The organism is Escherichia sp. TW09308 (assembly GCF_000208565.1).
Taxonomy (GTDB): domain Bacteria; phylum Pseudomonadota; class Gammaproteobacteria; order Enterobacterales; family Enterobacteriaceae; genus Escherichia; species Escherichia marmotae.
In genome coordinates this window covers 755,774-781,234 of the sequence record NZ_AEME01000001.1, presented here as the reverse complement: position 1 = coordinate 781,234, position 25,461 = coordinate 755,774, and the positions used below count along the sequence as shown (strand labels likewise).

The following is a 25,461-nucleotide window of genomic DNA, read 5'->3' as shown; positions in this document are numbered from 1 at the left end:
ACGTGTGACAAGGAGATGAGCAACAGACTCATTACACGATGTGCGTGGCCTCCAGGAGACCTGCAATGAATCTCTGGCAACAAAACTATGATCCCGCCGGGAATATCTGGCTTTCCAGCCTGATAGCATCGCTTCCCATCCTGTTTTTCTTCTTTGCGCTGATTAAGCTCAAACTGAAAGGATACGTCGCCGCCACCTGGACGGTCACTATCGCTCTGGCGGTAGCTTTACTGTTCTATAAAATGCCGGTCGCCAACGCGCTGGCCTCCGTGGTTTATGGCTTCTTCTACGGCCTGTGGCCGATCGCGTGGATTATTATTGCAGCGGTATTCGTCTATAAGATCTCGGTGAAAACCGGGCAGTTTGACATCATCCGCTCGTCCATTCTTTCAATAACCCCTGACCAGCGCCTGCAAATGCTGATCGTCGGTTTCTGTTTCGGCGCATTTCTCGAAGGGGCTGCAGGCTTCGGCGCACCGGTCGCGATTACCGCAGCCTTACTGGTCGGCCTGGGCTTTAAACCACTGTACGCCGCCGGGCTGTGCCTGATTGTTAACACCGCACCGGTGGCATTTGGCGCAATGGGTATTCCGATTCTGGTTGCCGGGCAGGTAACAGGCATCGACAGCTTTGAGATTGGCCAGATGGTAGGCCGCCAGCTACCATTTATGACTATTATCGTGCTGTTCTGGATCATGGCAATTATGGACGGCTGGCGCGGTATCAAAGAAACCTGGCCTGCGGTCGTGGTTGCGGGTGGTTCGTTTGCCATCGCACAGTACCTCAGTTCCAACTTCATTGGGCCGGAACTGCCGGACATTATCTCTTCGCTGGTATCGCTACTCTGCCTGACACTGTTCCTCAAACGCTGGCAGCCGGTGCGCGTTTTCCGCTTCGGTGATTTGGGGGCGTCACAGGTTGATATGACGCTGGCTCACACCGGTTACACCGCAGGTCAGGTATTGCGTGCCTGGACACCGTTCCTGTTCCTGACCGCCACCGTAACACTGTGGAGTATTCCACCGTTTAAAGCCCTGTTTGCTTCAGGCGGAGCGCTGTATGAGTGGGTCATCAACATTCCGGTGCCGTACCTCGATAAACTGGTTGCTCGTATGCCGCCGGTGGTCAGCGAAGCCACCGCCTATGCAGCCGTGTTTAAGTTCGACTGGTTCTCTGCCACCGGCACCGCCATTCTGTTTGCTGCGCTGCTCTCTGTTATCTGGCTGAAAATGAAACCGTCTGACGCTATCAGCACCTTCGGCAACACGCTGAAAGAGCTGGCGCTGCCCATCTACTCCATTGGTATGGTGCTGGCGTTCGCCTTTATTTCGAACTATTCCGGGTTGTCGTCAACACTGGCGCTGGCTCTGGCACACACCGGCCACGCATTCACCTTCTTCTCGCCATTCCTTGGTTGGCTGGGTGTATTCCTGACCGGCTCGGATACATCATCTAACGCCCTGTTTGCCGCTCTGCAAGCCACAGCAGCACAACAAATTGGCGTCTCTGACCTGTTGCTGGTTGCAGCCAACACTACCGGCGGCGTCACCGGCAAGATGATCTCTCCGCAATCTATCGCCATCGCCTGTGCGGCAGTAGGCCTGGTTGGCAAAGAGTCTGATTTGTTCCGCTTTACTGTCAAACACAGCCTGATCTTCACCTGTATGGTGGGCGTGATCACCACGCTGCAGGCCTATGTCTTAACGTGGATGATTCCTTAATGATGGTTATACCCAGACGCCTGTCAGACGAGGTAGCAGATCGTGTGCGGGCGCTGATTGATGAAAAAAATCTGGAGGCGGGCATGAAGTTGCCCGCTGAACGTCAACTGGCGATGCAGCTCGGCGTGTCGCGTAATTCATTACGCGAGGCGCTGGCAAAACTGGTAAGCGAAGGCGTGCTGCTTAGCCGACGCGGCGGCGGGACGTTTATTCGCTGGCGTCATGATGCATGGTCGGAGCAAAACATCGTCCAACCACTGAAAACGCTGATGGCCGATGATCCGGATTACAGCTTCGATATTCTGGAAGCCCGCTACGCCATTGAAGCCAGCACCGCCTGGCATGCGGCGATGCGCGCCACGCCTGGCGACAAAGAGAAAATTCAGCTTTGCTTTGAGGCAACGCTCAGCGAAGACCCGGACCTCGCCTCACAAGCAGACGTTCGTTTTCATCTGGCGATTGCCGAAGCCTCACATAACATTGTTCTGCTACAGACCATGCGCGGTTTCTTTGATGTCCTGCAGTCCTCGGTAATGCAAAGTCGCCAGCGGATGTATCTGGTTCCGCCCGTTTTTTCGCAACTGACTGAACAGCATCAGGCAGTCATTGACGCCATTTTTGCTGGTGATGCCGACGGTGCGCGTAAAGCGATGATGGCGCATCTCAGTTTTGTCCACACCACCATAAAACGATTCGATGAAGATCAGGCACGCCGCGCACGCATTACCCGCCTGCCCGGTGAGCATCATGAGCATTCGAGGGAGAAAAACGCATGATTATTTCCGCAGCCAGCGATTATCGCGCCGCCGCACAACGCATTCTGCCGCCGTTCCTGTTCCACTATATGGATGGCGGCGCATATTCTGAATACACCCTGCGCCGCAATGTAGAAGATTTGTCCGACGTGGCGCTGCGCCAGCGCATTCTGAAAAACATGTCTGACTTAAGCCTGGAAACGACGCTGTTTAATGAGAAATTGTCGATGCCAGTAGCGCTGGCTCCGGTGGGCTTGTGCGGCATGTATGCGCGTCGCGGCGAAGTCCAGGCAGCAAAAGCGGCAGATGCGCATGGCATTCCGTTTACTCTCTCGACGGTTTCCGTTTGCCCGATTGAAGAAGTTGCACCAGCAATCAAGCGCCCAATGTGGTTCCAGCTTTATGTGCTGCGCGATCGCGGCTTTATGCGTAACGCGCTGGAACGGGCAAAAGCCGCGGGTTGTTCGACGCTGGTTTTCACCGTTGACATGCCAACGCCGGGCGCACGCTACCGTGACGCACACTCGGGTATGAGCGGTCCGAATGCTGCAATGCGCCGCTACTTGCAGGCGGTGACTCATCCGCAATGGGCTTGGGATGTGGGTCTGAACGGTCGTCCGCATGATTTAGGTAATATCTCAGCTTATCTCGGTAAACCGACCGGACTGGAAGATTACATCGGCTGGCTGGGGAATAACTTCGATCCATCCATCTCCTGGAAAGACCTTGAGTGGATCCGTGATTTCTGGGATGGCCCGATGGTGATCAAAGGGATCCTCGATCCGGAAGATGCCCGTGATGCAGTCCGTTTTGGCGCTGATGGCATTGTAGTTTCTAACCACGGCGGTCGTCAGTTGGATGGCGTGCTCTCTTCCGCCCGCGCACTGCCTGCTATTGCAGATGCGGTGAAAGGCGATATCGCGATTCTGGCGGATAGCGGCATTCGTAACGGGCTTGACGTTGTGCGTATGATCGCACTCGGTGCCGATACCGTACTGCTGGGCCGTGCTTTCCTGTATGCACTGGCCACGGCGGGCCAGGCGGGCGTAGCAAACTTGCTGAATTTGATCGAGAAAGAGATGAAAGTGGCGATGACGCTGACTGGCGCGAAATCAATTAGCGAAATCACGGAAGACTCGCTGGTTCAGGGGCTGGGTAAAGAGTTGCCTGCGGCACTGGCTCCGATGGCGAAAGGGAATGCAGCTTAAGGGTTAGATTAATATCTGCTATCCTGCCCCCGCACTAAGGGGGCAGTATGCTAAACATCGTACTTTACGAACCAGAAATTCCGCCAAACACTGGCAACATCATTCGTCTTTGCGCTAATACCGGCTTTCGTCTGCATATCATCGAACCGATGGGATTTGCCTGGGACGACAAGCGCCTGCGCCGCGCGGGGCTGGACTACCACGAATTTACCGCCGTTACGCGTCATCATGACTATAGCGCGTTTCTTGAGGCGGAAAATCCCCAGCGTCTGTTTGCCCTTACCACTAAAGGTACGCCCGCACATAGCGCCGTAAGTTATCAGGATGGCGATTATCTGATGTTCGGCCCGGAAACACGTGGCTTACCCGCAACCATCCTTGACGCCCTGCCCGCTGAACAAAAAATTCGTATTCCAATGGTGCCGGACAGCCGCAGCATGAACCTGTCCAATGCGGTGTCGGTGGTGGTGTATGAAGCCTGGCGGCAGTTGGGGTATCCGGGGGCGGTGTTGAGAGATTAGTTACCGTAGGCCGGATAAGATGCGTTAGCATCGCATCCGGCACGATCACAGGACATCAGATCCCATCGCCATACTCAAACGTATGGTGAATGCCGTTGAAATGCTGATCCATATCCATTGACGGTTTATCGCTGTCTGGTTTACCGACGATACGCGCCGGAACGCCAGCGGCAGTGGTATGCGGCGGCACTGGTTGCAGCACCACGGAACCTGCGCCAATCTTCGCGCCACGACCAACTTCAATGTTGCCGAGAATTTTCGCACCAGCGCCAATCATCACGCCTTCACGAATTTTCGGGTGACGATCGCCGCTGGTTTTACCTGTACCACCGAGCGTCACGGATTGCAGAATCGACACGTCATTTTCAATTACCGCCGTTTCACCAACGACGATGCCCGTCGCGTGGTCGAGCATGATACCGCGACCAATTTTTGCCGCCGGATGGATATCGACCTGGAACGTCACAGATACCTGGTTTTGCAAGAAAATTGCCAGTGCACGGCGGCCCTGATTCCACAACCAGTGACCAATGCGATACGCCTGCAAGGCATGAAAACCTTTCAGATATAACAATGGCGTTGAGTATTTATCGACTGCCGGGTCGCGAGTACGCACCGCCTGGATATCGCAGGCCGCAGAAGCGATCATTTCCGGGTCGGCGGCATAAGCTTCTTCAACCACTTCGCGAATAGCAATGGCAGGCATAATGGGCGATGACAGCTTGTTCGCCAGCATATAGCTCAATGCACTCCCCAGGTTTTCGTGCTTGAGTAGCGTTGCGTGGTAAAAACTGGCCAGCATTGGCTCACAGTCCGCCAGCGTTCTGGCTTCAGCTTTAATATTGTTCCAGACAATTTCCAGTTCTTCACACGACATTGCTTACTCCACACGATGAGGTAATGACCGGCCTGTTCTGCGCGAGCCGGGTCATAGCGGTAACAAAAGTTCCCTGGGTTTAGTGGCTGCTGCGCTCGTCCTTGCGTGCACGACCTAATAGTGTCAATGCTGCCTCGCGCGCGTTTTTTCCGCAATATAATACTTGATAAATTTCCTCGGTTATTGGCATTTCAACGCCGAAGCGATGCGCCAGTTCGCGAACCTCTTTCGTATTGCGGTAACCTTCCACCACCTGACCAATCTTCTCCTGCGCACTTTGTACATCCATGCCCTGACCGAGCATCATGCCAAAGCGGCGGTTACGCGACTGGTTGTCGGTACAGGTAAGCACCAGATCACCCAGGCCTGCCATGCCCATAAAGGTGGCAGGCTCGGCACCCAACGCCGTGCCCAGACGCGACATTTCAGCCAGGCCACGGGTGATCAGCGCCGTTCGCGCATTCGCCCCAAAACCGATACCGTCAGACATCCCCGCACCAATCGCAATGACGTTTTTCACCGCGCCGCCAAGTTGCACGCCAATGAAATCCGGGTTGCTGTAGACACGGAAACTTTTGCCGCAGTGCAGCAGTTGCTGGAGATCGTCAGCAAAATCCTGGTCGGTAGAGGCCAGCGAAATAGCCGTTGGTAAACCTGCTGCCAGCTCTTTCGCGAAAGTGGGGCCAGAGATAACCGCCAGCGGAATTTGATCGCCTAACGCTTCGCGCGCCACGTCCTGTAACAGACGCCCGGTTTCCGCTTCCAGCCCTTTGGTTGCCCATACCAGGCGCGCGTCAGGACGCATCAACGGTTTAATCTGCCGCAGTACTTCACCAAAGACATGGCTGGGTACGACGACGAGAATATTACGGCTGGCTGCCAGCGCAGTGGCGAGATCACTTTCAAGGTGGAGCGTATTGGGAAAAGGCACATCGGGGAGAAACGCGGCGTTACAACGGTCGCGTTCAAGCGTCGCGATATGTTCAGGGTCATGGCCCCAGAGGACAACCTCGTGGCCATTTCTTGCCAGGGTGATGGCAAGAGCGGTGCCGTACGAGCCGGCACCGATCACAGTCATTGAAGCATTACGTTGGTTCATCAGGCATCCTGATGTTCTTCAGTACCTTCGCCAGCCTGCTGCTGTAAATAGTTCATGAACAGAGCATCGAAGTTAACCGGCGCAAGGTTCAGTTGCGGGAATGTACCGCGGGATACCATGCTGGTGATGCATTCACGAGCATACGGGAACAGAATGTTCGGGCAGTATGCGCCCAAGCAATGTGCCATCTGGGTGCCTTCGATACCCGCGATGGAGAAAATACCGCCCTGCTGAACTTCGCACAGAAACGCGGTTTCTTCGCCCAGGGATGCCGTTACGGTAACACGCAGTACCACTTCGTAAACGTCATCTGCCAGTTGGGAAGATGCCGTATCCAGATCAAGTTTAACTTCTGGCTGCCAATCTTTCTGGAAAACGTGCGGCGCGTTCGGCGCTTCGAAAGAAATATCCTTGGTATAAATACGCTGGATCTGAAAAGTCATTTCGGTGTTGTTTTGTTCTGACATGTGTAGAAAACCCTTAAGTGTTGTCCTTAAATACTGCGCAATGTAATGCCAACGTTCACACGTTATTTCAGCAGAGGATCCAGTCCACCACGTGCATCCAATGCATACAAGTCGTCACAGCCGCCAATGTGCTGTGCGTCAATAAAAATCTGCGGAACCGTGGTGCGGCCACTGCGTTTGATCATCTCTTCACGCTTAGCGGCGTTGCCATCAATCGGCAGTTCCTGGAAATTCACGCCCTTGCTGCTCAGCAATGCTTTCGCACGATGGCAATAAGGGCAGGTTTCTTTGGTATAAATTTCAACATTGGCCATAATTTAGCTCCTGTTTTTTACCTGTTGTTTTATGTTGCAGGGTAGCGACAAAATAGAATATCCCCAGAAGCTTATATCAATAAGTCACTGGGGGCATAATTGCAGCTAACTATCAGCGGCATAAAAAACGACAGGTAAATTATTTGCCGCGCACCAGAGGCAAGTTCTCGCCAGCCCAGCCAGCTACGCCTTCTTTCAGCACAAATACTTGCGCAAACCCAGCTTTCGTCAGCGCGTTTGCTGGCTCCTGGCACTGCATGCCAGAACCGTCAACCACGATAACCGGTTTGTCTTTGTGCTTATCAAGCTCACCAACATTGTTGGCTTTGATTTCGGTCGGCAACAAATTGATAGAGCCAGCGATATGGCCTTTACGGAAGTCATCACGTTGGCGTAAATCCACAACCACAGCGTCTTCTTTGTTGATCAGACACGTCGCTTCACCACGTGTAATCACCTTCACTTTCGAGGTCAGGCTTTTGAACGTAGTAACCAGGACCGCCACCAGTAACGCGATCCAGGCGATACTCAGCATGGGATGGCGGCCGACAAATTGCATAATTTCTTGCATGGGGGGTAACAACTCCCGACGTAGTGATTAAAAAAACCAGGAAAGGAGTATACCTGCGCGTTGCGGCAAATACAGCCAGCGCGTGCACTGGAATGCAATTTTGCGGGGCGCTACGAAAAAAAATCGCAAATCAGCCCCCGGCTTTCACTGTGCGGCGTCATAATTTGATCTTCAGAGGCTATTTTATCGATTCAGCTGTAGTAAAATTACGCAAATTTTGACTCTTGAGTATGAGGTTGTCGCAATGTCGGTTTCTAAAAAACCTATGGTACTGGTGATTCTGGATGGCTATGGCTATCGCGAAGAACAGCAGGATAACGCCATTTTTAGTGCAAAAACCCCGGTAATGGATGCACTGTGGGCCAATCGTCCGCATACCCTGATCGACGCTTCCGGTCTGGAAGTCGGTCTGCCTGACCGTCAGATGGGTAACTCCGAAGTAGGTCACGTTAACCTGGGTGCCGGCCGCATCGTGTATCAGGACCTGACTCGTCTGGACGTTGAAATCAAAGATCGCGCGTTCTTCGCTAACCCGGTGCTAACTGGCGCGGTAGATAAAGCGAAAAACGCGGGCAAAGCTGTACACATTATGGGTCTGCTCTCCGCAGGCGGCGTACACAGCCACGAAGATCACATCATGGCAATGGTAGAACTGGCCGCTGAACGTGGCGCAGAAAAAATCTATCTGCACGCATTCCTCGACGGTCGCGACACCCCACCGCGCAGCGCTGAAGCTTCTCTGAAAAAATTCGAAGAGAAATTTGCCGCACTGGGTAAAGGCCGTGTAGCGTCCATTATTGGTCGTTACTACGCGATGGACCGCGACAACCGTTGGGATCGCGTTGAAAAAGCTTATGACCTGCTGACTCTGGCGCAGGGCGAATTCCAGGCTGATACCGCCGTTGCCGGTTTGCAGGCCGCTTATGCTCGTGACGAAAACGATGAATTCGTGAAAGCGACTGTCATCCGTGCCGAAGGCCAGCCAAATGCAGCAATGGAAGACGGCGACGCACTGATTTTCATGAACTTCCGTGCTGACCGTGCCCGTGAAATCACCCGCGCGTTCGTTAACGCTGATTTCGACGGTTTCGCCCGTAAGAAAGTGGTTAACGTTGATTTCGTGATGCTGACCGAATACGCCGCCGACATCAAAACCTCAGTGGCTTACCCACCAGCCTCTCTGGTTAACACCTTCGGTGAGTGGATGGCGAAAAATGACAAAACTCAGTTGCGTATTTCCGAAACCGAAAAATATGCCCACGTCACCTTCTTCTTTAACGGCGGCGTAGAAGAGTCGTTCAAAGGCGAAGATCGCATTCTGATCAACTCACCGAAAGTCGCGACCTACGACCTGCAACCGGAAATGAGCTCCGCAGAACTGACCGAAAAACTGGTTGCGGCAATCAAGAGCGGCAAATACGACACCATCATCTGTAACTACCCGAACGGCGACATGGTAGGTCACACCGGGGTGATGGAAGCGGCAGTTAAAGCGGTAGAAGCGCTGGATCACTGCGTGGATGAAGTGGCGAAAGCCGTTGAATCTGTTGGCGGTCAACTGCTGATCACCGCTGACCACGGTAACGCTGAACAGATGCGCGATCCGGCTACCGGTCAGGCGCACACGGCGCACACCAACCTGCCTGTTCCGCTGATTTACGTTGGCGATAAGAACGTGAAAGCGGTTGAAGGTGGCAAACTTTCTGACATCGCGCCGACCATGCTCTCTTTAATGGGTATGGAAATCCCGCAAGAGATGACTGGTAAGCCGCTGTTCATCGTGGAATAATCCCTCCCCATGAGGGGAAAGGCGATTAATACCATGACACGGGCCACGAAACCGCGCAGGTTTGCAGTCAGGCCCATCATTTACGCCAGCGTTCTTAGCGCTGGCGTATTGTTGTGCACTTTTTCCGCCCAGGCGGATGACCGCGACCAACTCAAGTCTATTCAGGCCGATATCGCCGCGAAAGAGCGCGCGGTACGCCAACAACAGCAACAACGCGCAAGCCTGCTCGCACAATTGAAAAAGCAGGAAGAGGCGATCTCTGAAGCCACCCGTAAGCTGCGCGAAACGCAAAACACGCTCAATCAACTGAATAAACAGATTGATGAGATGAACGCGTCAATTGCTAAGCTGGAGCAGCAAAAAGCCGCTCAGGAACGCAGCCTCGCCGCGCAACTGGATGCCGCGTTTCGTCAGGGTGAGCATACCGGTATTCAGCTCATTCTTAGCGGTGAAGAAAGCCAGCGCGGCCAGCGTTTGCAGGCTTACTTCGGTTACCTCAACCAGGCGCGACAAGAAACCATCGCTGAGCTGAAGCAGACGCGCGCAGAAGTTGCCATGCAGCGTGCTGAACTGGAAGAGAAACAGAGCGAACAACAAACACTGTTATATGAACAGCGCGCCCAACAGGCGAAGCTGACCCAGGCGCTGAATGAGCGTAAGAAGACGCTGGCAGGGCTGGAGTCTTCCATTCAACAAGGTCAGCAACAGTTAAGCGAGCTGCGCGCCAACGAATCTCGTCTGCGCAATAGCATTGCTCGTGCAGAAGCGGCAGCGAAAGCACGTGCTGAACGTGAAGCGCGCGAAGCCCAGGCAGTGCGCGACAGGCAGAAAGAAGCGACGCGCAAAGGCACCACCTACAAACCAACCGAAAGCGAAAAATCGCTGATGTCCCGTACCGGTGGTTTAGGTGCACCGCGTGGTCAGGCATTCTGGCCTGTTCGTGGGCCAACACTGCATCGCTATGGCGAACAGCTACAGGGCGAGCTGCGCTGGAAAGGGATGGTTATTGGTGCTTCTGAAGGCACTGAAGTTAAAGCGATTGCCGACGGTCGAGTAATTCTGGCTGACTGGCTGCAAGGCTACGGTCTGGTGGTGGTGGTTGAGCACGGTAAAGGCGATATGAGTCTTTACGGCTATAATCAGAGCGCACTGGTGAGCGTTGGCTCGCAGGTTCGCGCGGGTCAGCCAATTGCACTAGTGGGCAGCAGTGGCGGTCAGGGTCGGCCTTCACTCTATTTCGAAATTCGCCGCCAGGGTCAGGCGGTCAATCCACAGCCGTGGTTGGGAAGATAAGTTTTGTTTCCATTTCGTCGTAACGTTCTTGCATTTGCCGCTCTGTTGGCGCTTTCCTCCCCCGTACTTGCTGGCAAACTTGCCATCGTTATTGATGATTTTGGCTATCGCCCGCACAACGAAAACCAGGTGCTGGCGATGCCATCCGCTATCTCCGTCGCCGTGCTACCCGACTCGCCGCACGCCAGAGAGATGGCGACCAAAGCGCATAACAGCGGTCACGAAGTGTTGATTCATCTGCCGATGGCACCATTGAGTAAACAGCCGCTGGAAAAAAATACGTTACGCCCGGAAATGAGTAGCGACGAAATTGAGCGCATCATTCGCAGTGCCGTCAATAACGTGCCCTATGCTGTGGGGATCAACAACCACATGGGCAGCAAGATGACCTCGAACCTGTTTGGTATGCAGAAAGTGATGCAGGCGCTGGCACGTTACAATCTTTACTTCCTCGACAGCGTAACCATCGGCAATACCCAGGCGATGCGCGCTGCGCAAGGTACTGGCGTGAAAGTTATTAAACGGAAGGTATTCCTCGACGATTCGCAAAACGAAGCGGATATTCGTGTGCAGTTTAATCGCGCAATTGAACTGGCGCGTCGCAACGGTTCGACGATCGCCATTGGTCATCCTCACCCTTCAACGGTACGTGTGCTGCAGCAGATGGTTTATAACCTGCCGCCAGACATTACGCTGGTGAAAGCCAGCAGCTTGCTGAATGAACCGCAGGTCGATACATCGACTCCGCCGAAAAACACCGTGCCCAACGCGCCGCGTAATCCGTTCCGTGGTGTGAAGCTGTGTAAACCGAAGAAACCGCTGGAACCGGTTTATGCTAATCGCTTCTTTGAAGTATTAAGCGAAAGCATCAGCCAGAGCACACTGATCGTTTACTTCCAGCATCAGTGGCAAGGCTGGGGCAAACAGCCCGAAGCGGCAAAACTTAACGCTAGCGCAAATTAAAGGCGCTACGCGTAATGCGATGGTGCGACCGTGTTTTGTCGCGCCATTGCCATAAGCGGAAAGACCACAGCAACGCCTGATAACCCACCTTCACGCTGCGCACATTAGTAATCAGGCGCTTATACATGCCGGAAGTAAATATCTCGGCAATCATCTGCTGGCGGGTAATAATATCCGGCTCTTTACGTACCGCATGGCAAACGCGCAATGCTTCATACGTTATTTGCTGATGAAATTCCGGATAAATCGTAATTTTGTCGGCGTACTGGCGATTTAATTTTTCCAGCAGACGCGTGATTTTAATATAGTGGCGTTGATAATTAAGGTTTTTATTCCCTTGTCTATTCAGACGACTCACTGACGAATTATGCAGATAATATTTATATAATGGTTGCTCGGTATATCGCGCGCGCAGCGCGTTAAACATAAATTCTGTTGTCCAGACAATATCCTGATGATGTAATCCGGCAATAAATTTAATGTTATTTTTTACAATAACATCGCGGCGATAAACGCCCATCCAGACAACGTGAGTCCAGCGGCGGGAAGAAAGCCCCATCCGCAGCCAGTCCGGGCCAGTTAACACGCCGGTTGAGCGAAGGCGATCGGTGGGAATAGATTGCCAGGTTTCCCCGGTATCACGAAAACACCAGTCAGCATTGCACTGCGCCACGTCGAGATCATCCTCTAACGCCATTGTCATCAGCGTTTCGTACATAGAGGGATAGACTTCATCATCTGCATCGACAAAAGCGACATATTTGCCCGTCGCCGCCTCAATCCCACGATTACGCGCTACCGATGCGCCAGCATTCGCCTGATGCAACAAGCGAACGTGCGGATAGTTTTCCGCGTAATGCTTTGCTATTTCAACAGAATTATCCGTTGAACCATCGTTAATAATAATAATTTCCAGAGCAGTCCAGGTTTGCGCAATTAAAGATTCCATACACGTGCGAAAATCATCGCCCGCATTATATAACGGGATAATAACACTAAGTTTATTGGTGCTGTTCATCATAAGTTACCGACGACCTCTGAAATTACCGTTCCTTTGTACAGGCTTTGCATTAAGAAACTATTAAGCCTGTGAGATATTATTTTTACGGGAGAGAGTAACTTCAGGTTAGAGAGATAATGAGAACAACTATATAAGAGAACAGCGCAATTACTTATTCTTTATTGTACTGACAAGATTTTACATATTTAACGGATTATCCTCAGGAAAAAGGGCTGGAATGCCAGCCCTTTTTTGTGTTAATCCCAGCTCAGGATAACTTTCCCGGACTGGCCAGAACGCATGGCGTCAAAGCCTTTCTGGAAATCATCGATGGAGAAACGATGGGTAATGATTGGCGAGAGATCCAGACCAGACTGAATCAGCGCCGCCATTTTATACCAGGTTTCGAACATCTCACGGCCGTAAATGCCTTTAATGAACAAGCCCTTAAAGATCACTTTTGTCCAGTCGATAGACATGTCAGACGGCGGGATACCCAGCATCGCAATACGACCGCCGTGATTCATGGTGTCCAGCATGGTGCGGAACGCCGCTGGCGCACCGGACATCTCCAGACCAACATCAAACCCTTCGGTCATGCCGAGTTCTGCCATTACATCATTGAGGTTTTCTTTGGCAACGTTAACCGCGCGAGTGATGCCCATTTTGCGCGCCAACTCCAGACGGTATTCGTTAACGTCGGTGATCACCACGTTGCGTGCGCCGACGTGTTTTGCTACCGCCGCCGCCATAATACCAATTGGCCCCGCACCAGAAACCAGCACATCCTCGCCAACCAGATCGAACGACAGCGCCGTGTGTACCGCATTACCGAACGGATCGAAAATCGCAGCTAAGTCGTCGGAGATATTGTCGGGAATTTTGAAGGCGTTGAATGCCGGGATCACCAGATATTCAGCGAAGCAACCCGGACGATTAACGCCGACGCCGATCGTGTTGCGGCACAGATGAGTACGACCACCACGGCAATTACGGCAATGACCGCAAGTAATATGGCCTTCACCGGAAACGCGATCGCCAATTTTGAAGCCTTTCACTTCCTGGCCAATACCAACCACTTCACCAACATATTCATGGCCTACGACCATTGGCACCGGAATGGTTTTTTGCGACCACTCATCCCAGTTGTAGATGTGAACGTCAGTCCCGCAGATGGCTGTTTTACGGATTTTAATCAGCAGGTCGTTATGTCCGAGTTCCGGTTCAGGAACGTCGGTCATCCAGATGCCCTCTTCCGCTTTCAGTTTGGATAACGCTTTCATCTCACATCCTCAGGCGATAACGCCCAGTTGTTTACCAATACGCGTGAACGCTTCGACCGCACGCGTAATTTGCTCAGGAGTATGCGCCGCAGACATCTGGGTACGAATACGTGCCTGACCTTTCGGTACGACCGGATAGAAGAAACCGGTAACGTAAATGCCCTCTTTTTGCAGCTCACGAGCAAATTTCTGTGCCACTACAGCATCACCAAGCATGACCGGAATAATGGCGTGATCGGCACCCGCCAGGGTAAAGCCAGCGGCTGACATCTGCTCACGGAACTGACGCGCGTTCGCCCACAGGCGGTCACGCAGTTCACTGCCCGCTTCGACCATCTCCAGCACTTTAATGGAAGCGGCGACAATGGCCGGTGCCAGCGAGTTGGAGAATAAGTACGGACGAGAACGCTGGCGCAGCCACTCAACCACTTCTTTGCGCGCCGCGGTGTAACCGCCGGAAGCACCGCCCAGCGCTTTACCCAGCGTGCCGGTGATGATATCGACACGGCCCATCACGTCGCAGTATTCATGAGAACCGCGGCCGTTTTCACCGACAAAACCGACAGCATGAGAGTCATCGACCATCACCAAAGCGTCGTATTTATCCGCGAGATCGCAAACTCCTTTCAGGTTGGCAATTACGCCATCCATAGAGAACACACCATCGGTGGCGATTAACACATGGCGCGCCCCGGATTCACGCGCTTCTTTCAGCCGCGCTTCCAGCTCCTGCATATCGTTATTGGCGTAGCGATAGCGTTTGGCTTTGCACAGACGCACACCGTCAATGATCGAAGCGTGATTCAGCGCGTCAGAGATAATGGCGTCTTCTGCGCCCAGCAGCGTTTCAAACAGGCCACCGTTGGCGTCAAAACAGGATGAGTAGAGAATCGCATCTTCCATACCCAGGAATGCTGCCAGTTTCTGCTCAAGCTCTTTATGGCTATCCTGAGTACCGCAAATAAAACGTACTGAAGCCATCCCGAAACCGTGAGAATCCATTCCCGCCTTTGCCGCCGCAATCAGCTCAGGATGGTTCGCCAACCCGAGATAGTTATTGGCACAAAAGTTAATGACGTGGCTTCCATCAGCCACAGTGATGTCCGCTTGTTGCGCAGACGTGATAATGCGCTCTTCTTTAAACAACCCTTCCGCCCTTGCGGTTTCCAGGTCGTTAGTTAACTGCTGATAAAATTCTCCACGCATTGCGACTCTCCAGACAGGACAAATTCCCGCACATATTACCCAAACTTACAGGTCGCGACGAGATGACGCGTTAACACTTCTGTAAAATTTAGAATAAATAACGCCCATCATTCTCACTTTCGGTGAATGGCTGAAGCCAACGCCGTGTAGTGATATGATAGAAGTATTCGTGTCTGAGATTGTCTCTGACTCCATAATTCGAAGGTTACAGTTATGATCATCGTTACCGGCGGCGCGGGCTTTATCGGCAGCAACATCGTTAAGGCCCTGAATGATAAAGGCATCACCGATATTCTGGTGGTGGACAACCTGAAAGACGGCACCAAGTTTGTGAACCTGGTGGATCTGAATATCGCAGACTATATGGATAAGGAAGACTTCCTGATCCAGATTATGGCTGGCGAAGAGTTCGGTGATGTCGAAGCGATTTTCCATGAAGGCGCGTGCTCTTCCACCACCGAGTGGGATGGCAAGTATATGATGGATAACAACTATCAATACTCCAAAGAGCTGCTGCACTACTGTCTGGAACGCGAAATCCCATTCCTGTATGCATCTTCCGCAGCCACCTATGGCGGACGCACCTCCGACTTTATCGAATCCCGCGAATACGAAAAACCACTGAACGTCTACGGTTACTCAAAATTCCTGTTTGATGAATATGTTCGTCAAATCCTGCCAGAAGCGAACTCGCAGATTGTCGGTTTCCGTTACTTCAACGTTTACGGGCCGCGTGAAGGCCATAAAGGCAGCATGGCGAGCGTCGCTTTCCATCTCAACACTCAGCTTAACAACGGTGAATCACCGAAACTGTTCGAAGGTAGCGAAAACTTTAAACGCGACTTCGTCTACGTGGGCGACGTGGCTGATGTGAACCTGTGGTTCCTGGAAAATGGCGTTTCCGGCATCTTTAACCTCGGCACCGGTCGTGCAGAATCTTTCCAGGCCGTGGCGGATGCGACGCTGGCTTATCACAAGAAAGGCCAGATCGAATACATTCCGTTCCCGGATAAACTGAAAGGCCGTTATCAGGCATTCACCCAGGCAGATCTCACTAACCTGCGTGCTGCGGGTTATGACAAACCATTCAAAACCGTTGCCGAAGGCGTAACGGAATATATGGCCTGGTTGAATCGCGACGCATAAGAGCTTTGAATGAAAATACTGGTGATCGGCCCGTCTTGGGTTGGCGACATGATGATGTCGCAAAGTCTCTATCGTACGCTCCAGGCGCGCTATCCCCAGGCGATAATCGACGTGATGGCACCTGCCTGGTGCCGTCCGTTATTGTCGCGGATGCCGGAAGTCAACGAAGCCATTCCCATGCCCCTCGGTCATGGGGCGCTGGAGATTAGCGAACGCCGCAAGCTGGGGCATAGCCTGCGCGAAAAACGTTACGACCGCGCCTACGTCTTACCCAACTCCTTTAAATCAGCATTAGTGCCTTTCTTCGCAGGTATTCCTCATCGCACCGGCTGGCGTGGTGAAATGCGCTATGGTTTACTCAACGATGTTCGCGTACTTGATAAAGAAGCCTGGCCACTGATGGTGGAACGCTATGTCGCGCTGGCCTACGACAAAGGCATTATGCGCACAGCACAAGATCTGCCGCAGCCACTGCTATGGCCGCAGCTACAGGTGAGCGAAGGTGAAAAATCGTATACCTGTAATCAATTTTCCCTCTCATCGGAACGCCCGATGATTGGCTTTTGCCCTGGTGCAGAGTTTGGTCCGGCAAAACGCTGGCCGCACTACCACTACGCGGAACTGGCGAAACAGCTCATTGATGAAGGTTATCAGGTGGTTCTGTTTGGCTCGGCTAAAGATCATGAAGCGGGTAATGAGATCCTTGCGGCATTGAATACCGAGCAGCAGTCGTGGTGTCGTAATCTGGCAGGGGAAACGCAGCTTGATCAAGCGGTTATCCTGATTGCGGCTTGTAAAGCCATTGTCACTAATGATTCAGGGCTGATGCACGTTGCAGCGGCGCTTAATCGTCCACTGGTTGCACTGTATGGCCCGAGCAGCCCGGACTTCACACCGCCGCTTTCCCATAAAGCGCGGGTGATCCGCCTGATTACGGGTTATCACAAAGTGCGTAAAGGCGACGCCGCAGAGGGTTATCACCAGAGCCTGGTCGACATTACGCCACAACTCGTGCTGGAAGAACTCAACACGCTGTTGTTACAAGAGGAAGCCTGACGGATGCGGGTACTGATCGTCAAAACATCGTCGATGGGCGATGTTCTCCACACGCTGCCCGCGCTCACCGATGCACAGCAGGCAATCCCGGGGATTACGTTTGACTGGGTGGTGGAAGAAGGTTTTGCACAAATTCCTTCCTGGCACGCCGCCGTTGAGCGGGTTATTCCGGTAGCGATACGTCGCTGGCGTAAAGCGTGGTTTTCAGCGCCTGTTAAAGCAGAGCGGAAAGCGTTTCGTGAAGCGCTACGGGCGGAAAACTATGACGCGATTATTGATGCGCAAGGACTGGTAAAAAGTGCCGCGCTGGTGACACGTCTGGCGCATGGCGTTAAGCATGGAATGGACTGGCAAACTGCTCGCGAACCACTGGCAAGCCTGTTTTATAATCGCAAGCACCATATTGCGAAACAGCAGCACGCCGTAGAACGAACCCGTGAGTTGTTCGCTAAAAGCCTGGGGTATAGCAAACCACAAACCCAGGGCGATTATGCTATTGCGCAGCATTTCCTGACAAATCCACTACCGGATGCTGGTGAATATGCTGTATTTCTGCATGCCACGACCCGTGATGATAAACACTGGCCGGAAGAGCACTGGCGAGAATTAATCGGCTTGCTGGCAGATTCGGGGATCCGCATTAAACTCCCTTGGGGCGCACCGCATGAAGAAGCTCGGGCGAAAAGGCTGGCGGAGGGATTTGATTATGTCGACGTATTGCCGAAGATGAGTCTGGAAGGAGTTGCCCGAGTGCTGGCCGGGGCGAAATTCGTGGTTTCGGTAGATACGGGGTTAAGCCATTTAACTGCGGCTCTGGATAAACCCAATATCACTGTTTATGGACCGACCGATCCGGGATTAATTGGCGGATATGGGAAGAATCAGGTGGTTTGTAGGGCCCCGGGGAAAAGCTTAATTAATCTCAACGGTCACGCAGTTTTGGAAAAATTATCATCATTATAAAGGTAAAACATGCCAACCTTCATTAAACTCCAATCATGGAAACCTTATGCTCTAAAATCATCTACGATTTTAGAGATAATGACTTATATATTAAGTTTTTTTTCGTTGATAATTGCATTCGTCGATAACACTTTCAGCATAAAGATATATAATATCACTGCTGTAGTTTGCTTATTATCACTAATTTTACGTGGTAGACAAGGAAATTATAATATAAAAAAACTTATTCTTCCCCTTTCTATATTTTTTATAGGATTGCTTGATTTAATTTGGTATTCTTTATTTAAAGTAGATAACTCACCATTTCGTGCTACTTACCATAATTACTTAAATACTGCCAAAATATTTTTATTTGGTTCTTTTATTGTTTTTTTAGCCCTTACCAGCAAACTAAAACAAAAAAAAGAAATTGCATTATATGTTATGTATTCTCTGTCATTTATAATTGCCGCATATGCATTTTATATTAATAGCATTTATGAACATGATCGCATTTCTTTTGGTATAGGAACGGCAACAGGAGCGGCATATTCAACTATGTTAATAGGCATAGTTAGTGGTGTTGCAATTCTTTATACTAAAAAAAATCATCCTTTTTTATTTTTATTAAATAGTTGCGCGGTGCTTTATGTTCTGGCACTAACACAAACCAGAGCAACCCTACTGCTCTTCCCTGTGATTTGTACTGTTGCATTAATAGCTTATTATAACAAATCACCAAAAAAATTCAGCACCGCTATCATTCTACTAATTACCATATTGGCTAGTGTTGTAATTATATTTAATAAACCAATTCAATATCGTTATAATGAAGCGTTAAATGATTTAAACAGTTACACCAATGCTAATAGCGTGACTTCCTTAGGTGCAAGACTAGCAATGTATGAAATTGGTTTAGATATATTCAAAGAATCACCTTTTTCATTTAGATCTGCAGAGTCGCGCGCTGAAAGTATGAATTTGTTAGTCGCAGAACACAGCAGACTGAGAGGGGCATTGGATTTTTCTAACGTACATCTGCATAATGAGATAATTGAAGCTGCTTCACTGAAAGGTATGATGGGAATTTTTTCCACTATATTCTTCTATTTCTCACTATTTTATACAGCATATAAAAAACGCGCATTGGGTTTGTTGATATTAACGCTTGGTATTATGGGGGTTGGACTCAGTGATGTGATCATATGGGCACGCAGCATTCCAATTATCGTTATATCCGCCATAGTTCTCTTACTCGTTATTAATAATCGCAACAATACTATTAATCAAGAATAGACAAGTTTAAGAAGTGAGTTAAAACTCACTTCTTATCTATACAACTTAATCTCTTTACTGAATCAGTTAAAGTTTCAGTATCGATATCTTTTACCGTAAATGTTGGGGATACTATTTGTATAGATTGATGATTATTCGGAGCCCAAATTAAATGTGAGGGATATTCCGGAGCACGTGAATTAGGATAAAATGCAAGCGTTGGTTTATGATAAGCCGCAGCGATATGAACAAGAGCTGTATCAACAGAAATGACAAAATCACTATACCTGGTCAACGCAACAGTATAAATAAATTCGTTGAAAGGTAGTGTTTCAATTTCAGATATTGGTATTGTCAATAAATCTTGCGGTAACCCGGTAAATATCACTCGATAATTTTTAAACCATATCTTCACTTCTTGATATATAAATTTTATTTGTTCAGGAGTAAGTCGGCATATTTTTTTTGCACCTAATGGGTTAATGATGACTATTTTTGTATTCCCAATAAAATCTTTTATTTTATTTTCAACATCTACAGGTAAATGCAAGTCGTAGTCGGTGGAAAATTCACCCTCACCATAAATATGCTTCAGTATTTCTGTTGCTCGTGTACTCATGTGTTCTTTTAAACATTCATCGTGGGGATGGTAAAATGAATAGTAACGCTTATACCATTGATCAAAACCCAAAATGTAAGAATCTTTTAAACTTGATAATATTAAACTATGCTTAAATGAAGGCATAGTTTCAAAGGGGTCTAATACAATATCGAACTGTAAATCCCGCAGATGCTTACATAGACTAAGCATTTTAAGGAAGCCAGTTGATTCTTTAATACAGAAATCAAATATATTTTTATTATTAGAGAGAAACTCCCCACCCTTTCTATTTGTGAGAATGGTTATTTTAACCCCTTTACTGTAAAGTTCACGATAAATCGAACTTAATACAATTAGATCACCGAGTTTATTATTATCATGAATTATAAGACATGATTTAACTTGCGCAGGTTCTGTAACTTGATTATTAATTTCCCTACGAAATATAAAAGAAAGGAAATTAATCTTGATTTTGTTTATATAAAATCTTTTCTTTTTATGAAAAGTTCCTAGGCGCATTTTTATACCATATTATTTTAGTTTCATGATGTTTAATTAGCATAAGAATCAGTTGAGACTTCATATTGTATTTTTATTCTTGTCTCATCTTTTGATTCTTCGGTACTGATTTCTTGAAGTTTAATGAATGGAATTACATCGTAAGAAATAGCTGTATCATCAGATAAATTATAAATATTAATATCTTCTACATTATCACGCATAAAACGGAAGAATGGTAATATTTTGAATAAATCCCTACTCAATTCCGAGGGCATGGGATTATTATTTTCATCATAGAATCTCGAGCAGCTACCAGTTAAATCCAGACCAGAACAAATAATCCGTGCATACTTCAGTGAATATGCTATTTGAATTGCAGCAAAGGCAATAGTATGACATGAGCAATAACCAAGACTGATGTCCTTGCAAAATCCGACCAGACGACCTCTTTTAGACCAAGGTACAGAGATCAGCAGTTCTTTGTGAATCTGACTCAAAATATTAAATTTGATCTTCTTTATAAAACCACCTTTTTCCCGGCGGTAAAAAGACCGTAATACAAGGCAGTTCTGGAGGATATAAAGTTTATCTTCTTCGGAAGCGTGTTCATAAACGTCAATGTTTACTATGGTATAACGACTTCTCTGGCTAAATTTATAAAAATCATCACGACGCTGATGTAAAAAGCGAACATCTGTAAGTACATATATAAAGGGAACAATATTATGACTTAACAGATATTGCGCTGAACCATTGACAGCAATAATATCCTTTGCCCGTAATATCGACAAAGGCGTCTTTTGCGATGTGGGACCAGACAGAAAAATAATAACATCATCAGATGTCTTATTTTCTATCAGGTTTTCAACATCTTTTTTGTCAATGTATCTAATATTCTTCATGATAAACCTGTGAAATAAATAACTCCGCTTAAAACTGTCCTGGTGAAGACACGTAATTGTTGGATATTTCTATTTTAGCGTGCTGGTTTCCCTTTCAAACGCCGCATAAAATTGCGCATTTTTTTACGATATACTAAAAGATAATAACCTAGATCTTTAATCTCATTTTTAATACCGTAATGACGCTCTAAATCAATACGATCTTTCGCTTTACGCTGTGCTGAAGCGCGTTTTCCTGAAAGATCAATAATTCTAACCTCACCATTTTTTATAATGAAGTTACCACGATGAGGATCACCAGAAACCATACCATGTTGATGCAATGAATTAATTGATTGCTGAATTTTATTTTTTAGCACATCATCAATATCGGGTATATCACACAACTCTACACCATCAATGTACTCGATAATCATGATATAAGTATGGACGAATCGTAAGGTTTTTCGCTCAGCCAACAAATAAAAATCATTGAGGGTATTTAACCCTTCATTTCGTACTTTTTGAGTTTGCTCAAAAAGACGTTCGTAATAATCACCTTTTAACAGCGACTTAAAGAAACGTTCGTTACGCTTAACTTTCGGAGAAAAGACCTTAAGTATTAATTTACCGTAATCGGTATCAATAAGCATGACTTTCGTATCATCAATAGAACGAAAAACTTTGATGATATTTATATTATAAGACAAGAAGTCATTTAATACATTGAGATACTTTGAATTGCTTTCATCGGTAAAAACAACTAAGTCTTTGATCTTGTTCTTCTGAATCATGATAAACCAGTTAAATGTTATTTACGGTAATATTTTCGGCAAAGATAACAGACTCCTGCTATGATTCCTGAGATATAATGATGTTGCACTAACAGATGTTTATATCTTTTTTTAAATTCAATAATTGATTTTGCATCTCGCGGAGAGTCATCTTTCCAGGGGGAATTTTCTAACGCTATTTTATAGTATTTCACCGATGGATATATTGCCCATTTGTGCCACGGTTTAGTAGCACCTGTATAATGAATAAGAAGAGTACTTTCTGTAATCAACTTTTTATAGTTTTGATGTGTTTTATCTTTTAATTCACTTTTAATTGTATAAATTGTATTGTACTCACGAGGTAAAAATATTGTCATTCCCTTCAGTAAGACATTCATAACATCCTGGTCAGGATATTTATAAATATTATCTTTGCTCATAAGAATAGACAACGCTTTTTCTGTTAGTTTTGCGTCAACCCATTTTTTTAAGTCTAAATAAACGACACCAGAATTAAAGTACTGCCCCAGTAGTTCAGGATCAGACAACCTTGATACTGCCTTTTCCTGCATTGGCTCAACATCTTTAACAACAGCAGCCACCGCTCCGTTTAAATCCAGATGCAATAGCGGGCTAATATCACCTTTACAAACAACATCCGCATCAAGATAAAGCAAACGATCAAGCGTTAAACCCAACAATTGAAATGCAAATAAACGAAAGTACATTGCTCTTGACCAGACCTGTGTACAAGGCAAGCACTGAAGCTTATCAGTATTAATTCTATATAACGTGATTCTTAATTGGTATTGTTCTGCAAGTTTTGCGACTTTTTGAAAAAAGTCATCATTGTAGATATCAGCAATAATATAAAAATCAAGATTAATATGTCGATTATTTAGAACAATTGATGTGATAGAAACACCTACACCATCAAGATAATTAGCATCGACACCATAGGCAACATTTAAACATTCAGAAGTATTTATATCAGCTAGCCGAAAATCCCAGGCTTTAACTTTATCTATCTCTATGGCAGGAAATGAGTCCACAATGCTACCCTTATATCATTATTTTATAGTTTCCCAGTTTTAATGCATTATCTTTTTAATAAAATACAAAAGATAATTGCTAAATCCTTTTAGATATCTATGCTTTTTAAGCATATGTTTTGCGCTATACCTTAATTGATTGCTATTGTTAGGTTTCAGCAACGCCGTATTCTTCCATGGCGAAGCATTTTTTGCCTCCATAAAGGCTTGTGATACAGGATAATCCCAGGCCCAGTCATGCCAGGGCTTGGTTGGACCGATATAATGGATAAAAATAGTATTTTCGTTTACTGGGTTTTTAAAACTTTCTTTGAGTTGATAATTTAGGCTAAACTGGGTGTTATATTTAATATCAGCAAAAATAAGTTTGTCTGCCAGCAGCATATTTAATACATCCTGATCAGGATGTGTTATTTTTTTGATTATTTCTGGTTCATTTAACATTGCAATGGCTCGCGCAGAAACCTGCTCGACTGCCCATTGTTCTGTATTGATAAATAAAAAACCGGAGTTAAAGTAACCTTTAGCAATCCCCGCAACACCTAACGAATGTGCGCGTTTTTCCCACCAGTCAGCCTGGCCTTCCGTAACAACCATTGCGACTTTATAGTCTGGAAACGAGAAATTGATTAGTGGCTCAATAGCCCCCTGGCAAATGATATCTGCATCCAGATAAAGGACTTTAGGCACCTTATTAATAAAGTAATCCGCAATAATAAATCGAAAATATATTGCATAAGTCCAGTTCTTGGTACTTGGCAATGATCGAAGTCGATCACCATTAATCAGATATATTTTAATTCTGGTTTTATACTGTAACGCCAGGGCATCAAAATACTTACGATCATCATCACCAAAATAATCAGTAAAAATATGGAAACACAATCGACTTCCTTCATTATATTTTAATATAGAAGCAATCGATATTCCGCAACCAAAAAGAAAATTTTTGTCAGTTCCATAAGTGATGTCCAGACAAAGATTTTCTGTTTCTACTTTATGATTATAATCAATAACTGAATTAAGAAACTCAGTTTCCTGGAAAAACACCTGCTGCATTATTTCCTCCGGGAAATAGCAGAAATAATTATCTTATGTAATCTGTCGTAATACTTCGGTTTATAAAACTTATCTATCGATGAAGGAATTTTTCCATGTTCGATATGAATTTCACCTGCTATATATTTATTCAGAAGAGTTACAAAACTAGTAATATCTCCCGGTTGATACAGATGACCATTAACATCAGATTGAATAATGTCAGCAGGTCCGGAGACACAATCGGCACTGATACAAGGAATTCCCCATGATAAAGCTTCAAGTAAAGTCATTGGGAAACCTTCAAAAGATGACGTGAGTAATAACGCACTCACTTTTTTAATATCTTGCTGGACTAATTCCCAAGGATGTTGTTGCCAACCATACCAGACAATTCGATCATCAATATTTAATTCTCTACTATAAGCCTGGCATTTTTCAAAATCGGAGCCATCACCCAATACATGGAGTTTCCAGTTACCTTGAGCTTGTGATAAGCCATTAAGGAGGTCTTTAACCCGCTTCTGTCCCTCGAATTTCATACGCCCAACATAAATGAACGTTGCCGTTTCGCCTTCCTCAGGCGCAGGAATGACTGTGTCTTTAGCTTCGACTGGATTAAAAATAACATTTATCGTCGATTCTGGTACACCCCGATTAATCATTTGCTGTTTAATGCCAGAGCTGATTGCTAAATGATAGTCGGCACAGGTGACATATTCAGCATGTTTTTTGTGATCTAAAGAAAAATGTGGCCATGAAAATACTGGCACATCAATTCCTGATTTTTTACGTGCTTTGGCCGCATACAAACACGAGATAACGTCAATACAAATAACAACATCTGGCTGATAATCCTGAAGCCATTTGCTTAAAGCATGAATATGTTTCGTTCGACGCAAAAAACCTAACCGAATATTGGAAAATGAACACGAGTATTCAATACCTTCCAACCATCCCTTATCCATTTTGTCATTGCGACAAAAGAAAAACATTTCACTTTGGATGTGTTGTTGCCTGAAGGTATTAATGACATCGCGGATAACCGTTTCCATGCCACCAAATCCAGAAACCGCTTCTCCGATAAATGCTATTTTCATAGAAACTCTCATTAATTGAGTAAAAC

25 protein-coding genes are annotated in these 25,461 nt (G+C 47.4%); 11 read left to right on the top strand and 14 right to left on the bottom strand.

Going from position 1 to position 25,461, the window contains the following annotated elements:
• Positions 1-65: 65 nt before the first annotated feature.
• Genes lldP through trmL form a run of 4 tightly spaced genes read left to right on the top strand, consistent with a single transcriptional unit; the run spans position 66 to position 4,205 of the window.
• Entirely contained in the window at positions 66-1,721 is a 1,656-nt protein-coding gene (lldP, locus tag ESM_RS0103920) for an L-lactate permease (protein WP_001055313.1), read from the top strand.
• Positions 1,721-2,497: a transcriptional regulator LldR gene (gene lldR / locus ESM_RS0103915; protein WP_001517469.1), complete on the top strand. Its 777-nt coding sequence runs from the start codon at positions 1,721-1,723 to the stop codon at positions 2,495-2,497. Before lldP ends, lldR begins: the two co-directional genes overlap by 1 nt.
• Positions 2,494-3,684, top strand: coding sequence for a quinone-dependent L-lactate dehydrogenase (gene lldD, locus ESM_RS0103910; protein WP_000586943.1), 1,191 nt, complete (start codon positions 2,494-2,496; stop codon positions 3,682-3,684). Before lldR ends, lldD begins: the two co-directional genes overlap by 4 nt.
• Positions 3,685-3,731: 47 nt before the next feature.
• The gene (gene trmL / locus ESM_RS0103905) at positions 3,732-4,205 is read left to right on the top strand and encodes a tRNA (uridine(34)/cytosine(34)/5-carboxymethylaminomethyluridine(34)-2'-O)-methyltransferase TrmL (RefSeq protein WP_000932355.1); all 474 of its coding nucleotides are present in this window, start codon (positions 3,732-3,734) and stop codon (positions 4,203-4,205) included.
• 55 nt (positions 4,206-4,260) lie between these two features.
• Here the strand turns inward: trmL and cysE are convergent, their stop codons facing one another.
• The 5 genes from cysE to ESM_RS0103880 form a co-directional block, all read right to left on the bottom strand.
• Entirely contained in the window at positions 4,261-5,082 is an 822-nt protein-coding gene (gene cysE / locus ESM_RS0103900) for a serine O-acetyltransferase (RefSeq protein WP_001277564.1), read from the bottom strand.
• A 79-nt stretch (positions 5,083-5,161) separates the two neighbouring features.
• Positions 5,162-6,181: an NAD(P)H-dependent glycerol-3-phosphate dehydrogenase gene (gpsA, locus tag ESM_RS0103895; RefSeq protein ID WP_001076204.1), complete on the bottom strand. Its 1,020-nt coding sequence runs from the start codon at positions 6,179-6,181 to the stop codon at positions 5,162-5,164.
• The gene (gene secB / locus ESM_RS0103890; protein ID WP_000003377.1) at positions 6,181-6,648 is read right to left on the bottom strand and encodes a protein-export chaperone SecB; all 468 of its coding nucleotides are present in this window, start codon (positions 6,646-6,648) and stop codon (positions 6,181-6,183) included. The genes gpsA and secB overlap by 1 nt, the downstream gene beginning before the upstream one ends.
• A gap of 62 nt (positions 6,649-6,710) precedes the next feature.
• A complete protein-coding gene (grxC, locus tag ESM_RS0103885; protein WP_000024387.1) occupies positions 6,711-6,962 on the bottom strand; it encodes a glutaredoxin 3 in 252 nt (83 codons plus the stop codon).
• A gap of 139 nt (positions 6,963-7,101) precedes the next feature.
• Positions 7,102-7,533 (bottom strand): rhodanese-like domain-containing protein, encoded by a 432-nt coding sequence (locus ESM_RS0103880; protein WP_010376431.1) that lies wholly within the window; start codon positions 7,531-7,533, stop codon positions 7,102-7,104.
• 244 nt (positions 7,534-7,777) lie between these two features.
• Between ESM_RS0103880 and gpmM the strand changes: the two genes are divergently transcribed.
• Genes gpmM through ESM_RS0103865 form a run of 3 tightly spaced genes read left to right on the top strand, consistent with a single transcriptional unit; the run spans position 7,778 to position 11,578 of the window.
• Positions 7,778-9,322, top strand: coding sequence for a 2,3-bisphosphoglycerate-independent phosphoglycerate mutase (gene gpmM / locus ESM_RS0103875; RefSeq protein WP_000116564.1), 1,545 nt, complete (start codon positions 7,778-7,780; stop codon positions 9,320-9,322).
• 33 nt (positions 9,323-9,355) lie between these two features.
• Positions 9,356-10,615, top strand: a complete 1,260-nt coding sequence (gene envC / locus ESM_RS0103870) for a murein hydrolase activator EnvC (protein ID WP_001517464.1) — start codon at positions 9,356-9,358, stop codon at positions 10,613-10,615.
• Between the two features lie 3 nt (positions 10,616-10,618).
• The gene (locus ESM_RS0103865) at positions 10,619-11,578 is read left to right on the top strand and encodes a divergent polysaccharide deacetylase family protein (protein ID WP_000483843.1); all 960 of its coding nucleotides are present in this window, start codon (positions 10,619-10,621) and stop codon (positions 11,576-11,578) included.
• Here ESM_RS0103865 and waaH read toward each other — a convergent pair.
• The 3 genes from waaH to kbl form a co-directional block, all read right to left on the bottom strand.
• Positions 11,565-12,599 (bottom strand): UDP-glucuronate:LPS(HepIII) glycosyltransferase, encoded by a 1,035-nt coding sequence (gene waaH / locus ESM_RS0103860; RefSeq protein ID WP_000982071.1) that lies wholly within the window; start codon positions 12,597-12,599, stop codon positions 11,565-11,567. The two genes, ESM_RS0103865 and waaH, sit on opposite strands and share 14 nt — an antisense overlap.
• Before the next feature lie 236 nt (positions 12,600-12,835).
• A complete protein-coding gene (tdh, locus tag ESM_RS0103855; RefSeq protein ID WP_000645981.1) occupies positions 12,836-13,861 on the bottom strand; it encodes an L-threonine 3-dehydrogenase in 1,026 nt (341 codons plus the stop codon).
• 9 nt (positions 13,862-13,870) lie between these two features.
• Positions 13,871-15,067, bottom strand: coding sequence for a glycine C-acetyltransferase (gene kbl, locus ESM_RS0103850; RefSeq protein WP_001213851.1), 1,197 nt, complete (start codon positions 15,065-15,067; stop codon positions 13,871-13,873).
• A 213-nt stretch (positions 15,068-15,280) separates the two neighbouring features.
• Here kbl and rfaD point away from each other — a divergent pair, with 213 nt between their 5' ends.
• The 4 genes from rfaD to ESM_RS0103830 are packed head-to-tail and all read left to right on the top strand — an operon-like array spanning position 15,281 to position 19,507.
• Complete coding sequence (rfaD, locus tag ESM_RS0103845; protein ID WP_000587764.1) at positions 15,281-16,213, top strand: ADP-glyceromanno-heptose 6-epimerase; 933 nt, start codon at positions 15,281-15,283, stop codon at positions 16,211-16,213.
• A gap of 9 nt (positions 16,214-16,222) precedes the next feature.
• Positions 16,223-17,269 carry an ADP-heptose--LPS heptosyltransferase RfaF gene (gene rfaF / locus ESM_RS0103840; RefSeq protein ID WP_000699256.1) on the top strand — a complete coding sequence of 349 codons (1,047 nt, stop codon included), beginning with the start codon at positions 16,223-16,225 and terminating at the stop codon, positions 17,267-17,269.
• Positions 17,270-17,272: 3 nt separating this feature from the next.
• Complete coding sequence (gene rfaC / locus ESM_RS0103835; RefSeq protein ID WP_001264628.1) at positions 17,273-18,232, top strand: lipopolysaccharide heptosyltransferase RfaC; 960 nt, start codon at positions 17,273-17,275, stop codon at positions 18,230-18,232.
• A 9-nt stretch (positions 18,233-18,241) separates the two neighbouring features.
• On the top strand, positions 18,242-19,507 hold the full coding sequence (locus ESM_RS0103830) for an O-antigen ligase family protein (RefSeq protein ID WP_001141924.1): 1,266 nt from the start codon (positions 18,242-18,244) through the stop codon (positions 19,505-19,507).
• A 25-nt stretch (positions 19,508-19,532) separates the two neighbouring features.
• Here the strand turns inward: ESM_RS0103830 and ESM_RS0103825 are convergent, their stop codons facing one another.
• The 6 genes from ESM_RS0103825 to waaB all read right to left on the bottom strand — a co-directional run bounded on the left by ESM_RS0103825 (position 19,533) and on the right by waaB (position 25,435).
• Complete coding sequence (locus ESM_RS0103825; protein ID WP_001236429.1) at positions 19,533-20,606, bottom strand: glycosyltransferase family 9 protein; 1,074 nt, start codon at positions 20,604-20,606, stop codon at positions 19,533-19,535.
• Between the two features lie 32 nt (positions 20,607-20,638).
• On the bottom strand, positions 20,639-21,490 hold the full coding sequence (gene waaZ / locus ESM_RS0103820) for a 3-deoxy-D-manno-oct-2-ulosonate III transferase WaaZ (RefSeq protein WP_000790282.1): 852 nt from the start codon (positions 21,488-21,490) through the stop codon (positions 20,639-20,641).
• A gap of 74 nt (positions 21,491-21,564) precedes the next feature.
• Positions 21,565-22,263 (bottom strand): lipopolysaccharide core heptose(II) kinase RfaY, encoded by a 699-nt coding sequence (rfaY, locus tag ESM_RS0103815; protein WP_000615163.1) that lies wholly within the window; start codon positions 22,261-22,263, stop codon positions 21,565-21,567.
• A 17-nt stretch (positions 22,264-22,280) separates the two neighbouring features.
• Entirely contained in the window at positions 22,281-23,297 is a 1,017-nt protein-coding gene (rfaJ, locus tag ESM_RS0103810; protein ID WP_000376837.1) for a lipopolysaccharide 1,2-glucosyltransferase RfaJ, read from the bottom strand.
• 39 nt (positions 23,298-23,336) lie between these two features.
• Entirely contained in the window at positions 23,337-24,356 is a 1,020-nt protein-coding gene (gene waaO, locus ESM_RS0103805; RefSeq protein ID WP_001188021.1) for a lipopolysaccharide 3-alpha-galactosyltransferase, read from the bottom strand.
• A complete protein-coding gene (gene waaB, locus ESM_RS0103800) occupies positions 24,356-25,435 on the bottom strand; it encodes a lipopolysaccharide 1,6-galactosyltransferase (protein ID WP_000683956.1) in 1,080 nt (359 codons plus the stop codon). The genes waaO and waaB overlap by 1 nt, the downstream gene beginning before the upstream one ends.
• Between the last annotated feature and the right edge of the window lie 26 nt (positions 25,436-25,461).

Coding starts and splice junctions, on each gene's coding strand:
- waaH (WP_000982071.1), bottom strand. CDS start 12,599: ATGATGAACAGCACCAATAAACTTAGTGTTATTATCCCGTTATATAAT.
- gpmM (WP_000116564.1), top strand. CDS start 7,778: ATGTCGGTTTCTAAAAAACCTATGGTACTGGTGATTCTGGATGGCTAT.
- secB (WP_000003377.1), bottom strand. CDS start 6,648: ATGTCAGAACAAAACAACACCGAAATGACTTTTCAGATCCAGCGTATT.
- tdh (WP_000645981.1), bottom strand. CDS start 13,861: ATGAAAGCGTTATCCAAACTGAAAGCGGAAGAGGGCATCTGGATGACC.
- ESM_RS0103830 (WP_001141924.1), top strand. CDS start 18,242: ATGCCAACCTTCATTAAACTCCAATCATGGAAACCTTATGCTCTAAAA.
- ESM_RS0103880 (WP_010376431.1), bottom strand. CDS start 7,533: ATGCAAGAAATTATGCAATTTGTCGGCCGCCATCCCATGCTGAGTATC.
- lldP (WP_001055313.1), top strand. CDS start 66: ATGAATCTCTGGCAACAAAACTATGATCCCGCCGGGAATATCTGGCTT.
- kbl (WP_001213851.1), bottom strand. CDS start 15,067: ATGCGTGGAGAATTTTATCAGCAGTTAACTAACGACCTGGAAACCGCA.
- ESM_RS0103825 (WP_001236429.1), bottom strand. CDS start 20,606: ATGCGCCTAGGAACTTTTCATAAAAAGAAAAGATTTTATATAAACAAA.
- trmL (WP_000932355.1), top strand. CDS start 3,732: ATGCTAAACATCGTACTTTACGAACCAGAAATTCCGCCAAACACTGGC.
- waaO (WP_001188021.1), bottom strand. CDS start 24,356: ATGCAGCAGGTGTTTTTCCAGGAAACTGAGTTTCTTAATTCAGTTATT.
- rfaD (WP_000587764.1), top strand. CDS start 15,281: ATGATCATCGTTACCGGCGGCGCGGGCTTTATCGGCAGCAACATCGTT.
- cysE (WP_001277564.1), bottom strand. CDS start 5,082: ATGTCGTGTGAAGAACTGGAAATTGTCTGGAACAATATTAAAGCTGAA.
- rfaC (WP_001264628.1), top strand. CDS start 17,273: ATGCGGGTACTGATCGTCAAAACATCGTCGATGGGCGATGTTCTCCAC.
- lldR (WP_001517469.1), top strand. CDS start 1,721: ATGATGGTTATACCCAGACGCCTGTCAGACGAGGTAGCAGATCGTGTG.
- waaZ (WP_000790282.1), bottom strand. CDS start 21,490: ATGAAGAATATTAGATACATTGACAAAAAAGATGTTGAAAACCTGATA.
- rfaF (WP_000699256.1), top strand. CDS start 16,223: ATGAAAATACTGGTGATCGGCCCGTCTTGGGTTGGCGACATGATGATG.
- gpsA (WP_001076204.1), bottom strand. CDS start 6,181: ATGAACCAACGTAATGCTTCAATGACTGTGATCGGTGCCGGCTCGTAC.
- rfaY (WP_000615163.1), bottom strand. CDS start 22,263: ATGATTCAGAAGAACAAGATCAAAGACTTAGTTGTTTTTACCGATGAA.
- grxC (WP_000024387.1), bottom strand. CDS start 6,962: ATGGCCAATGTTGAAATTTATACCAAAGAAACCTGCCCTTATTGCCAT.
- envC (WP_001517464.1), top strand. CDS start 9,356: ATGACACGGGCCACGAAACCGCGCAGGTTTGCAGTCAGGCCCATCATT.
- lldD (WP_000586943.1), top strand. CDS start 2,494: ATGATTATTTCCGCAGCCAGCGATTATCGCGCCGCCGCACAACGCATT.
- waaB (WP_000683956.1), bottom strand. CDS start 25,435: ATGAAAATAGCATTTATCGGAGAAGCGGTTTCTGGATTTGGTGGCATG.